10 protein-coding genes are annotated in these 12,396 nt (G+C 73.0%); 4 read left to right on the forward strand and 6 right to left on the reverse strand.

Going from position 1 to position 12,396, the window contains the following annotated elements:
* Positions 1-43: 43 nt before the first annotated feature.
* The 4 genes from ACZ4VF_RS05605 to ACZ4VF_RS05620 form a co-directional block, all read right to left on the reverse strand.
* Positions 44-1,501 (reverse strand): NCS2 family permease, encoded by a 1,458-nt coding sequence (locus ACZ4VF_RS05605; protein ID WP_467923333.1) that lies wholly within the window; start codon positions 1,499-1,501, stop codon positions 44-46.
* A 210-nt stretch (positions 1,502-1,711) separates the two neighbouring features.
* The gene (locus tag ACZ4VF_RS05610; RefSeq protein ID WP_467923334.1) at positions 1,712-4,096 is read right to left on the reverse strand and encodes a xanthine dehydrogenase family protein molybdopterin-binding subunit; all 2,385 of its coding nucleotides are present in this window, start codon (positions 4,094-4,096) and stop codon (positions 1,712-1,714) included.
* Between the two features lie 2 nt (positions 4,097-4,098).
* Positions 4,099-4,683: a (2Fe-2S)-binding protein gene (locus ACZ4VF_RS05615; RefSeq protein ID WP_467923335.1), complete on the reverse strand. Its 585-nt coding sequence runs from the start codon at positions 4,681-4,683 to the stop codon at positions 4,099-4,101.
* A complete protein-coding gene (locus ACZ4VF_RS05620) occupies positions 4,683-5,576 on the reverse strand; it encodes an FAD binding domain-containing protein (RefSeq protein ID WP_467923336.1) in 894 nt (297 codons plus the stop codon). Before ACZ4VF_RS05620 ends, ACZ4VF_RS05615 begins: the two co-directional genes overlap by 1 nt.
* Before the next feature lie 343 nt (positions 5,577-5,919).
* On the opposite strand from ACZ4VF_RS05620, the gene ACZ4VF_RS05625 reads away from it, so the two are divergent.
* Entirely contained in the window at positions 5,920-7,593 is a 1,674-nt protein-coding gene (locus ACZ4VF_RS05625; RefSeq protein WP_467923337.1) for a PucR family transcriptional regulator, read from the forward strand.
* A gap of 167 nt (positions 7,594-7,760) precedes the next feature.
* The gene (locus tag ACZ4VF_RS05630) at positions 7,761-8,525 is read left to right on the forward strand and encodes a hypothetical protein (protein ID WP_467923338.1); all 765 of its coding nucleotides are present in this window, start codon (positions 7,761-7,763) and stop codon (positions 8,523-8,525) included.
* A 102-nt stretch (positions 8,526-8,627) separates the two neighbouring features.
* On the opposite strand, the gene ACZ4VF_RS05635 is transcribed toward ACZ4VF_RS05630, so the two are convergent.
* Positions 8,628-9,410 carry a GntR family transcriptional regulator gene (locus ACZ4VF_RS05635; RefSeq protein WP_467923339.1) on the reverse strand — a complete coding sequence of 261 codons (783 nt, stop codon included), beginning with the start codon at positions 9,408-9,410 and terminating at the stop codon, positions 8,628-8,630.
* 179 nt (positions 9,411-9,589) lie between these two features.
* On the opposite strand from ACZ4VF_RS05635, the gene ACZ4VF_RS05640 reads away from it, so the two are divergent.
* Together ACZ4VF_RS05640 and ACZ4VF_RS05645 are read left to right on the forward strand one after the other, a co-directional pair.
* Positions 9,590-10,432: a (2Fe-2S)-binding protein gene (locus tag ACZ4VF_RS05640; RefSeq protein WP_467923340.1), complete on the forward strand. Its 843-nt coding sequence runs from the start codon at positions 9,590-9,592 to the stop codon at positions 10,430-10,432.
* Between the two features lie 228 nt (positions 10,433-10,660).
* Positions 10,661-11,701, forward strand: a complete 1,041-nt coding sequence (locus ACZ4VF_RS05645; protein ID WP_467923341.1) for a DUF2637 domain-containing protein — start codon at positions 10,661-10,663, stop codon at positions 11,699-11,701.
* Between the two features lie 104 nt (positions 11,702-11,805).
* On the opposite strand, the gene ACZ4VF_RS05650 is transcribed toward ACZ4VF_RS05645, so the two are convergent.
* Positions 11,806-12,249, reverse strand: coding sequence for an ATP-binding protein (locus ACZ4VF_RS05650; protein WP_467923342.1), 444 nt, complete (start codon positions 12,247-12,249; stop codon positions 11,806-11,808).
* Positions 12,250-12,396 lie beyond the last annotated feature (147 nt).

The following is a 12,396-nucleotide window of genomic DNA, read 5'->3' on the forward strand; positions in this document are numbered from 1 at the left end:
GTCGGTCTCCTTTGACGGGTTGGAGGGATCGGGGGGCGGGCGGCTAGTGGACGCCCAGCCAGGTCTCGATCGGATGGAGGGCGAAGTAGACCAGGAAGACGACCGTCAGGCCCCACATGAAGGCGCCGATCTCGCGGGCCTTGCCCTGGGCCGCCTTGATGGCGACGTAGGAGATGACGCCCGCGGCGACACCGGTGGTGATGGTGTAGGTGAACGGCATCAGGACGACGGTCAGGAAGACCGGGATGGCGGTCGCGCGGTCGGCCCAGTCCACGTGCCGGGCGTTCATCAGCATCATCGCGCCGATGACGACCAGGGCGGCGGAGGCGACCTCCTGCGGGACGATCGCGGTGACCGGGGTGAAGAACAGGCAGGCCGCGAAGAACAGTCCGGTGACGACGGAGGCGAGGCCGGTGCGGGCGCCTTCGCCGACGCCGGTCGCCGACTCGATGAACACGGTCTGGCCGGAGCCGCCCGCCACGCCGCCGATCGCGCCGCCGGCGCCGTCGATGAACAGCGCCTTGGACAGGCCCGGCATGCGGCCCTTGTCGTCGGCGAGTTCGGCCTCGGTGCCGACGCCGATGATGGTGGCCATCGCGTCGAAGAACCCGGCGAGCACGAGGGTGAAGACGATCATGCCGATCGTCATCGCGCCGACCTTGCCCCAGCCGCCGAACTCGACGTGGCCGAAGAGCGAGAAGTCGGGCATCGAGACCGCGCCGCCGTGCAGCTCGGGTGCGCCGTTGGCCCATTGACCGGTGTCGATGACGCCGAGCCCGTTGAGGACGGCGGCGGCGACGGTTCCGGAGACGATGCCGATGAGGATGGCGCCGGGGACGTTCCGGGCCTGCAGCATGAAGATCAGCAGCAGGGTGCCGGCGAAGAGCAGCACCGGCCAGCCGGCGAGTTCACCGGCCGGGCCGAGACTGAGCGGGGTGGCCTTGCCCTGGTGCACGAAGCCGGACTTGTAGAAGCCGATCAGGGCGATGAACAGGCCGATGCCCATGGTGATCCCGTGCTTGAGCGCGAGCGGGATCGCGTTCATGATCATCTCACGCAGGCCGGTGACGACCAGCAGCATGATGACCACGCCGTACATCACGCACATGCCCATGGCCTGCGGCCAGGTCATGTGGGGGGCGACCTGCGAGGACAGGACGCCGGAGACGGAGAGGCCGGCGGCGAGGGCGAGCGGCACCTTGCCGACGAAACCCATCAGCAGCGTGGTGAAGGCCGCCGCGAACGCGGTCGCGGTGATCAGCGCCTTCTGGCCGAGCGTGTCCCCCGCCGCGTCCTTGCCGGACAGGATGAGGGGGTTGAGCAGGAGGATGTACGCCATCGCCATGAAGGTGGTGATGCCGCCGCGCACCTCACGCGCGACCGTGGATCCTCTTCTGGATATGTGGAAGTACCGGTCGAGCCAGGACCGTCCCGCCGGGACGCGGCTGCCTTCGCCGGCGTCCTCCGCTGCGGTCCTGGGCTCCACTGACTGCTGGGTCATGGTGCCATCTCCCAAGGTTCAAAGGGGCACCCGTACGACTTCCCTGTGGGGTACGGGATTTGGGGAATGGACGACCCGGGGGACGGCCCGAGACGAACGTTTTCTGGTACTTCAAGGACCGCGAGCGGAGCGGAACTCAAAGAGGGGTTCCCCCGGGCGGCGCGTGGAGTGTGTGACGTTCCCTGCGCCGCCCGGGGAGCTGTGGGGGTGCTACGCGGTGCCGGTGAGGTGCTCGGGCCGTACGGGGGTGCGGTTGAGCTCCAGCCCGGTCGCGTTCCGGATCGCCGCGAGGACGGCCGGGGTGGACGACAGGGTCGGCGCCTCGCCGATGCCGCGCAGCCCGTAGGGGGCGTGCTCGTCGGCGAGTTCGAGCACGTCGACCGGGATGGTCGGCGTGTCGAGGATGGTGGGGATCAGGTAGTCCGTGAAGGAGGGGTTCCTGACCTTCGCCGTCTTGGGGTCGACGATGATCTCCTCCATCACGGCGACGCCCAGGCCCTGGGTGGTACCGCCCTGGATCTGGCCGATGACGGACAGCGGGTTGAGCGCCTTGCCGACGTCCTGGGCGCAGGCCAGTTCGACGACCTTCACCAGGCCGAGCTCGGTGTCGACCTCGACCACCGCGCGGTGGGCGGCGAAGGAGTACTGGACGTGTCCGTTGCCCTGGCCGGTGCGCAGGTCGAAGGCCTCGGTCGGCCGGTGCCGCCATTCCTCCTCGACCTCCACGGCCTCGCCCTCCAGGACGTCGGCCAGGTCGGCGAGGACCTCGCCGCCGTCGGTGACGACCTTGCCGCCCTCCAGCAGGAGCTCGGCGGTCGCCCAGGCCGGGTGGTAGGAGCCGAACTTGCGCCGGCCGATCTCCAGGACCTTCTCCCGGACGATCTCGCAGGCGTTCTTCACGGCGCCGCCGGTGACGTAGGTCTGCCGGGAGGCCGAGGTGGAGCCCGCGGAACCGACCTGGGTGTCGGCCGGGTGGATGGTGACCTGGGTGACGCCCAGCTCCGTGCGGGCGATCTGGGCGTGGACGGTGACACCGCCCTGGCCGACCTCCGCCATGGCGGTGTGCACGGTGGCGACGGGCTCGCCGCCCACGACCTCCATGCGCACCTTCGCGGTGGAGTAGTCGTCGAAGCCCTCGGAGAAGCCGACGTTCTTGATGCCGACCGCGTAGCCGACACCGCGTACGACGCCCTCGCCGTGCGTGGTGTTGGACAGACCGCCGGGCAGCTGCCGTACGTCGGCGCCCTCGCTGGACTCCCACTGGCGCTCGGGCGGCAGCGGCATCGCCTTGACGCGGCGCAGCAGGTCGGCGACGGGGGCGGGCGAGTCGACGGGCTGGCCCGTCGGCATGATCGTGCCCTGCTCCATCGCGTTCAGCTGCCGGAACTCCACCGGGTCCATGCCCAGCTTCTTCGCCAGCTTGTCCATCTGTGCCTCGTAGGCGAAGCACGCCTGGACCGCGCCGAAGCCGCGCATGGCGCCGCAGGGCGGGTTGTTGGTGTAGAGGGCGATGGCCTCGATGTCGACGTCGTCGATCACGTACGGGCCGACGCTCAGCGAGGAGGCGTTGCCGACGACCGCCGGGGAGGCGGAGGCGTAGGCGCCGCCGTCCAGGACGATCCGGCACTTCATGTGCGTGAGCTTGCCGTCCTTGGTGGCGCCGTGCTCGTAGTACAGCTTGGCCGGGTGCCGGTGGACGTGTCCGAAGAAGGACTCGAACCGGTTGTAGACGATCTTCACCGGCTTGCCGGTGCGCAGCGCCAGCAGACAGGCGTGGATCTGCATCGACAGGTCCTCGCGGCCGCCGAAGGCGCCGCCGACGCCGGCCAGCGTCATGCGTACCTTCTCCTCGGGCAGTCCGAGGACGGGCGCGATCTGGCGCAGGTCGGAGTGGAGCCACTGGGTGGCGATGTAGAGGTGGACGCCGCCGTCCTCCTCGGGGACGGCGAGGCCGGACTCGGGGCCGAGGAAGGCCTGGTCCTGCATGCCGAAGGTGTACTCGCCCTCGACGATCACGTCGGCCCGCCTGCGCGCCTCTTCCACGTTGCCGCGGATGATCGGCTGGCGGTGCACGATGTTCGGGTGCGGGACGTGTCCGCTGTGGTGGTCGTCGCGGTCCTCGTGGACGAGGATCGCGTCCGGCGCGGTCGCGGAGGCCTCGTCGGTGACGACCGGGAGTTCGCGGTAGTCGACCTTGATCTTGGCGGCGGCGCGGCGGGCCGTCTCCGGGTGGTCGGCGGCGACGATCGCCACGGGCTCGCCGTGGTGGCGCACCTTGCCGTGCGCGAGGACCGGGGTGTCCTGGATCTCCAGGCCGTAGTTCTTCACCTCGGTGGGCAGGTCGTCGTACGTCATGACGGCGTACACGCCCGGCGTGGCGAGGGCCTCGGAGGTGTCGATCGACACGATCTCGGCGTGGGCGACGGTGGAGCGCAGGATCTGCCCCCACAGCATGTCCTCGTGCCACATGTCGGACGAGTACGCGAACTCGCCGGTGACCTTGAGGGTGCCGTCCGGGCGGAGCGTGGACTCTCCGATGCCGCCCTTGGTGCGGTAGCCCTGCGTGATCTTCGTAGGAGCGCCGTTGGCCGGCATGGTCAGACCCCCTCGGACTGGCGGGCGGCCGCCAGGCGGACCGCGTCCATGATCTTCTCGTAGCCCGTGCAGCGGCACAGGTTGCCCGACAGCGCCTCGCGGATGTCGGCGTCGGTCGGGTTCGGGTTGCGCTCCAGCAGCTCGTCGGAGGCGACGAGCAGGCCCGGGGTGCAGAAGCCGCACTGGACGGCGCCGGCGTCGATGAACGCCTGCTGGACGGGGCTCAGTTCGGTGCCCTCGCCGGTCTGCGAGTCGGTGCCCTTGGCCTTCCAGCCCTTGGCCTCGTCCAGGCTCGTGCCACCGCAGGCGCCGGTGGCGCACCCGCCCTCGGCGCGCTGCTTGGCGAAGTCCGCCAGCCCCTCGACGGTCACGACGTCCCGGCCCTCGACCTGGCCGGCCGCGACCAGGCAGGAGCAGACGGGCACGCCGTCCAGGCGCACGGTGCAGGAGCCGCACTCGCCCTGCTCGCAGGCGTTCTTGGAGCCCGGCAGGCCGAGGCGCTCGCGCAGGACGTACAGCAGGGACTCGCCCTCCCAGACGTCGTCGGCCTCCTGCGGGCGTCCGTTGACGGTGAAGTTGACGCGCATCACGCAGCTCCCTCGGTGGTACGGCGGGCGCCGCGGTACGACTCCCAGGTCCAGGTCAGCGTCCGGCGGGCCATGACGCCCACCGCGTGCCGGCGGTAGCCGGCGGTGCCCCGCACGTCGTCGATCGGGTTGCAGGCGGCCGCGCACAGATCCGCGAACTGCTTGGCGACCGACGGGGTGACGATCTTCCCGCTGTCCCAGAAGCCGCCCTCTTCCAGGGCCGCGTTCAGGAACTCCTCGGCGGCCTTGGCCCGTACGGGGGTGGGGGCCGCCGAGCCGATGCCGGTCCGGACGGTACGGGTCTCGGGGTGCAGGGCGAGCCCGAAGGCGCACACGGCGATGACCATGGCGTTGCGGGTGCCGACCTTCGAGTACTGCTGCGGGCCGTCGGCCTTCCTGACGTGCACGGCGCGGATCAGTTCGTCGGGCTGGAGGGCGTTGCGCTTGACGCCCGTGTAGAACGCGTCGATCGGGATGAGGCGGGTGCCGCGGGCCGCCGACTCCACCTCGACCTCGGCGCCGGCCGCGAGGAGGGCGGGGTGGGCGTCACCGGCGGGCGAGGCCGTGCCGAGGTTGCCGCCGACGCCGCCGCGGTTGCGGATCTGCGGGGAGGCGACCGTGTGCGAGGCGAGCGCGAGGCCCGGCAGCTCGGCCCGCAGGTTCTCCATGATCTTGGTGTACGGGACGGAGGCACCCAGCCGTACGGTGTCCTCGCCGACCTCCCACTCGGAGAGGTCGCCGACGCGGTTGAGGTCGAGGAGGTACTCGGGCCGGCGGTGGTCGAAGTTGATCTCGACCATCACATCGGTGCCACCCGCAATCGGCACAGCGGTGGGGTGCTCGGCCTTCGCGGCGAGCGCCTCCTCCCAGCTGGCGGGGCGAAGGAAGTCCATGACCGGCTCTCTTCTTCGTCTCGTGAGTCGTACAGATTGAGCCAATCCGTGTGCGGCGGGCCCGGCTCGTTCATGTGCTGTTAACGCGGAGTGGACTCAGTACACCGCTCTGTGCTCCGGCGGGGTCAGTCACCGAAACCATGAAGGAGTTCGCTGGCCAGGCGGAGCATCTTGTAGATTCGTATGAACGGAGGTCATCGGCAACCTCTCCGTTTTCCTGGGGAAACGCAGGTAACGGCACGACGGGCCCGGTTTCCGGCCGGTGCGGCCCCTCACCGGGCCCCCTGCCGGCCCCTCTCCAAGATCCATCGTAGATTTCGAGACAAAGAACGGCGGCGACGAGATGCGGCTGCGCGCACTGCTGGACACCGACGCGCTGGGCCTGCGGCTGCTCGGCGGCGAGGACGAGCTGGACCGCTCGGTACGCGGGGTCATGACCACCGACCTGCGCGACCCGAGCCGCTACCTGTCCGGTGGCGAGCTGGTGCTGACCGGCCTGGCCTGGCGCCGGGACTCCGCCGACTCCGAGCCGTTCGTCCGCATCCTGGCGCAGGCCGGGGTGGCGGCCCTCGCGGCCGGCGAGGCCGAGCTGGGCGATGTGCCGGAAGACCTGGTGCTGGCCTGCGCCCGGCACCGGCTGCCGCTGTTCGCGGTGCACGAGTCGGTGGCGTTCGCGACGATCACCGAGCACGTCGTCCGGCAGGTCTCCGGGGAGCGCGCCGGCGATCTGGCGGCCGTGGTGGACCGGCACCGGCGGATGATGACCTCCGGCCCCGCGGGCGGCGGCCCGGACGTGGTCCTGGACCTGCTCGGCTCCGACCTGGACCTGCGCGCCTGGGTGCTCTCCCCCACCGGCCGGCTGATCGCCGGTTCCAAGGAGGCGGGGCCGGCGCTGCCCGCGGAGACCTGCGCGAGGCTCGCCGCCGAGCACCTGGCGGCCACCCGCACCGGCCGCCGCGGCCCCCACCGGGTCCAGCTGCACGGCAGCACGTACTCCCTGTTCCCGATCCGCTCCTCCGGCCGCTCCCCGCAGGCCTCCCGCGATGTGCGCGAGACCGTCCTGTCGGACTGGCTGATGGCCGTGGAGGCGGACGCGGGCGACTGGCCCGGGGAGCGCCTGGACCTGCTGCAGGGCGTCACCCAGCTGATCGCCGTCGAGCGGGACCGCCGGGACGCGGCCCGCACGGTCCGGCGCCGGCTGGCCCAGGAGGTGCTGGAGCTGGTGCAGACGGGCGCCGCGCCCGCCGAGATCGCCGCCCGGCTGCGGGTGGCGGCGCCGGTGCTGCTGCCCGGGCTCGGGGCGGCCCCGCACTGGCAGGTCGTGGTGGCCCGCGTGGAGTGGGACGGGGACGAGGTCGACGGCGGTCCGGTCGCCCAGTCCCTGCTGGAGGAGATGCTGGTCGACCCGCAGGCGACCGGCCCCGAGCCCTCCGACCGGATCGCCGTCGCGCACTCCGGCGGCGAGGCGATCGCCCTGGTGCCGCTGCCCGCGGTCGCCGCCGAGCACGACGGCTCGGACACCGGGCTGCTCGCCGACGCCCTGCTGCGGTCGGTCCGGGAGCCGCTGTCGGCGGGTCTGGACGATGACGGCCGGCTCACCCTCGGGGTCAGCGCGGCCGTGCACTCGGCGGAGGGCCTGCGCGGCGCCCTGGAGGAGGCCCGGCACGCCCGCCGGGTCGCCGCCGCCCGCTCCGGCCGGGTCTGCGCGGCCGGCCACCAGGAGCTGGCCAGCCATGTCCTGCTGCTGCCCTTCGTCCCGGACGACGTGCGCCGCGCGTTCACGGCCCGGCTGCTGGACCCCCTGAAGGACTACGACCGCCGGCACCGGGCCGAGCTGATACCGACCCTGGAGGCGTTCCTCGACTCCGACGGCTCCTGGACCCGCTGCGCGACCCGGCTGCACCTGCACGTCAACACGCTGCGCTACCGGGTGGGCCGGATCGAGCAGTTGACGGGACGGGACCTGTCCCGCCTGGAGGACAAGCTGGACTTCTTCCTGGCCCTGCGCATGAGCTGAGGTCAGCGGGGGCGTGCGGCGGCCGAACCCGGTCACGCCCGCGTCCCACGACTTTGTGAATTCTTTCACCCGCCCTCTTGGCCGGGCCCCGCGATTGGTGCTGGAATGCCGCCACCACTCAACAGCTCGATGGCGCGCTCGGGGAGGGCAACGTGGCGTATACCGCCATGTCTGGTAACGGAACCACCGGTGACGATCCGCTCCAGACCGCGGTATGGCGGTTGCGCAGCCGGGCCTGCTGGGCCGACGCGGCGGCCCTGCTGCCCGCCGACCGGCCCGATCCGGCGTTGCAGCGGGCCGCCCTGCTGGCCGAGCGGTGTCTGTACACCGAGCGGGGCTGGGAGGAGGCGGAGGACGCGCTGCGGACGGCGGAGGCGCTGGCGCACAGCGACGAGGAGCGGGGCGCCGCCGCGTGCGAGCGGGGCTATCTGGCGTACGCGGCCACGCTGCTCCAGGTCCGCGACCGGGCCGACGAGGCGCGGGCCGCGCTGGGCCGGGCGGCGGCGCTGATCCCTCCGGGGGCGGCGGGGCGGGCCCTGCTGGACTTCCGGCGCGGGTTGGTGGCCCAGAACCTGGCGGGCGCCCCGCAGGCGGCCCGCGCCGCGTTCCGCCGTGCCCACGCCGGCGCCGCCGCGCACGGCGACGAGCTGCTGCTGTCCTTCACCTGGCGGCACCTGGCGGGCCTTGCCCTCCGGGACGGCGAGCTGACCGAGGCGCGGCACGGCTTCGCCGAATCCCTGCGGATCCGGGAGGAGTTGGGCTATCTGGTCGGCACGGCGCCGGCACTGGCCTCGCTGGCGGACACGGAGGAGGAGCCGGAGGCGTCCCGGCTGCGCGAGGAGGCCCGCCGGCTCTTCCGGTTGCTGGGCGGGGTGCCCACCTGGCTGGCGAGACAGCTGGCACCGCCCGCACCGGGGGCGGCGACGGCGTAGGGGGACGGGCCGCCGCTTTCGTCGCCGAGTCCGGGTGCGGGGGGCACGCGGTTCCCCGCGTGCCTCCGGGGCGCCTTCCGGCGCCGGGGCCGCGGCCGGCCGTCAGTTCGCGCCGGCGAAGTGCTCCCCGACCAGGGCCCGCACCACGTCCGCGTCCCCGGCCGCCAACGCGTCCAGCAGAGCCAGGTGTTCCGCCGCGTCGGCGAGCAGCTCGGCCCGGCCCCGCCGTACCGGCGGCCACTGGGACCGGCGGTGCAGGTCCTCGGCGATGCGGACCAGCTGCTCGTTGCCCGCGAGGGCGAGCAGTGCGCGGTGGAAGGCGCGGTCGGACTCGGCGTACGCCGCCGGGCAGCCGGAGGCGGCGGCGCGGACCGTCTCCTGCGCGAACGGCCGCAGCTCGGACCACCGCTCGGCCGGCACCGTGCGGGCGAGCCGCAGCATCACCGGCACCTCGATGAGCGCGCGCACCTCGGCCAGCTCGGCCAGCTCCCGCGCCCCGCGCTCGACCACCCGGAAGCCCCGGTTGGGCACGACCTCGACGGCGCCCTCCTGGGCCAGCTGCTGCATGGCCTCCCGCACGGGCGTGGCCGAGACGCCGAAGCGCTCGCCCAGCACCGGTGCCGAGTAGACCTCCCCGGGCTTCAGTTCGCCGGTGACGAGCGCCGTGCGCAGCGCGTCGAGGATCTGCCCGCGCACCGAGGAGCGCTGTACCACGGCCCGCGGCCCGGGGACCGGCCGCTCGCCGTGGGTGTGCTCACCGCGTGCCGCGTCCGGCGGCCCGGCGTCCCGCTCCCGGCCGCACTCCGCGCCGCCCGCGGGCCGCTGCCGCTCCGGCGCCCGGGTGGCGACCGGAGTGCCCGGGGGGCCCTGCGCGCCCTGCTTCACGGGTCCTCCTGGCGGCTTGTCGGTACTTGGGGTCATTAACGACGGGTTGTCGCTCGTCCGTCAAGCACCTTAGGCGCACCGGGCGACAGTTCAAATTCCCACGATCGTGGGTAAGGTGAGGCTTACCTGTGTAGTCCAGTCCGTGATCGCGGACGCGTCCGAGGACCGGTGATCCCGTCATGCCCGCTGCGGCCTCGCCGCTCTCCGCCGCGTACGACCGCCTCGGCGCGGCCTTCCCGGGCCTGACCGTGACCGAGCGGGGCCCGGACGAGCCGATGCCCGCGGGCGGGGGCTGGGTGGGCGCCGACGGGCTCGCCGCGGGCGGCGCGGAGCTGGACGCCTTCCTGGCCTGGGACGCCGCCCAGGTGGTGCGCGACCACGGGCGGCCCGCCCGCCCGGACGTCGTCGCGAGCCTGGGCCTGCACCGCTACGCCTGGCCGGCCTGCCTGCTGTTCACGGTCCCGTGGTTCCTGCACCGCCGGGTCCCCCGGCTGCCCGTGACCCACGTCCGTTACGACCGCACGGCCGGCCGGATGGCCGTGCGCCGCCCCGTCTCCCTCGCCTGCCTGCCGGGCGACCCCGCCGCCGCGCTGCCCGGCACCGTCGTCGTACCGGACGAGGAGGCGCTGCGGGCCGAGGTGCGGGCGGCCGTGGCCGAGCACCTGGAGCCGGTGCTCGCCGCGTTCGGGCCGCGGATGCGGCGGCGCGGACGCGCGCTGTGGGGCATGGCGACCGACGAGGTCGTCGAGGGGCTGTGGTACGTGGCCGGGCTGTTCGGCGAGCGGGAGGCGGAGCGGGCCGTGCGGGAACTGGAACTGCTGCTGCCCGGGCCGACCCGCCCCTACGCCGGTGCCGCCGGGTTCCGCACCCTGACCGGGCCGGACGGCACGCCGCTCGCCACCCGGGACCGGGCGAGCTGCTGCATGTTCTACACCGTCCGCCCGGAGGACACCTGCGCCACCTGCCCGCGCACCCGTGACGGCGACCGGATCGCCCGACTCACCGCCACGGCTGCCGCCTGAGTGTCACACTCTCCCCGGGTGCCGCACGAAGTTCCCACGGAACCACCCGTCCGGGTAGTCTTATTCGAACTCAACTCCCGCCGGTCACGCGGCAGTTCGAGCAGAACGCCGTCCCGGGCATCCCCTTGCACCTCTATGGCGGCCTCTTGCCCCGAAACCGCCTGAGGCCCCTCGGGAGTGGGCCACTATGGCGGGCGTTACGCCCTATCCCAATGCAAGGGACCCCTGATGAGACTGACCGACATATCGCTGAACTGGCTGCTTCCGGGCGCCGTACTGCTCCTGGGGATGCTGGCGGCGGTGGCGGTGCTCGCGCGCGGCAAGCGCTCCTCCGGGGAGACCGCGAGCGCGGACGACTCGTGGGAGCGCAGCGAGGAGCGCCGCAGGCGCAAGGAGGCCGTCTACGGCACGGCCTCCTACGTGCTCCTGTTCTGCTGTGCGGCGGTCGCGGCAGCCCTGTCCTTCCACGGCCTCGTCGGCTTCGGCGAACAGAATCTCGGGCTGACCGACGGCTGGCAGTACCTGGTGCCGTTCGGCCTGGACGGCGCGGCGATGTTCTGTTCCGTCCTCGCGGTGCGCGAGGCCAGTCACGGCGACGCCGCCCTCGGCTCGCGGCTGCTGGTCTGGCTGTTCGCGGCCGCCGCGGCCTGGTTCAACTGGGTGCACGCGCCGCGCGGCGCGGGTCACGCCGGCGCTCCGCAGTTCTTCTCCGGCATGTCGCTGTCGGCGGCGGTGCTGTTCGACCGGGCGCTGAAGCAGACCCGCCGGGCCGCGCTGCGCGAGCAGGGCCTGGTGCCGCGTCCGCTGCCGCAGATCCGGATCGTGCGCTGGGTGCGGGCGCCGCGCGAGACCTACAGGGCCTGGTCGCTGATGCTTCTGGAGGGCGTGCGCAGCCTCGACGAGGCGGTCGAGGAGGTCCGCGACGACAGGCGGCAGAAGGAGGAGGCCCGGCAGCGCCGGCGGGACCAGCAGCGTGTGGAGCGCGCCCAGCTCAAGGCGATCAGCCGGGGGCACCGCGGCTTCGTCGGCCGGGGGTCCGGCCGCGAGGTCGAGGTGCAGGTGGAACGTGGCCCGGCGCCGGCGACCGCGGAGCCTGCCATATCCGGCGCGGAGCAGCTGCCCGTCCGCGCCCGTCCCTCCCTTCAGCCGGTCCGCGGCGGGGCTGAACCGGTGACCGTCGACCTCACCGCCGAGGACGACACGATGGCCCTGCCGCGCCTGGACTCCCTGGAGCGCAAGCTCAAGGACCTGGAGCAGCAGTTCGGCTGAGGGTCCGACCCGCGGCGGGACCGCGGCACGGGGACGGGGGCGTGACCGCGCGGGTCACGCCCCCGTCCCGTCGTCGCCCTGCCTCCGTCGCGCCGGTGCCGGCCTCACGCCGCCTCGGCGCCGAGTTCGAACCACACCGCCTTGCCCACCCCGTGCGACCGTACGCCCCAGGCGTCGGCGAGGGACTGCACCAGCATCAGGCCGCGGCCGTGGGTGTCGTCGCCCGTGCCCGGGACGCGCAGCTCGGGCCTGCGGGCCACGAAGTCCCGTACCTCCACGCGCAGTCCGCCGTCCTCCACGACCGCCGTGAGGACGGCGTCGTCGTCGGTGTGGACGAGGGCGTTGGTGACGAGTTCGCTGGTGAGCAGTTCGGCGATCTCCGAGCGGCCCGGTTTGCCCCAGTGCCGCAGCAGTTCGCGCAGCGCCCGGCGGGCCTCCGGCACCGCCCTGAGGTCGGCCCGGCCGAGCCTGCGCCTTAGGCGCCGCGCGTGATCGGTGATGGTGTCGGTCTCTTCCCCCGCTGTCACCGAGAAGGCCCCTACCGTCATGGGACCGCCTCCTCGTGCCTGCCTCTTCATGACCCCCGCCCGCACGCCGCCGGTCCCTGTCCCTCCTGGTCGAACACGTTCACGGGGGATGCTTGCCCAGCGGGCTCCGGGGCAGTCCTGGCGTATGCCCGATCACCGGTGGTTCGG

The organism is Streptomyces sp. NPDC029151, from assembly GCF_055564315.1.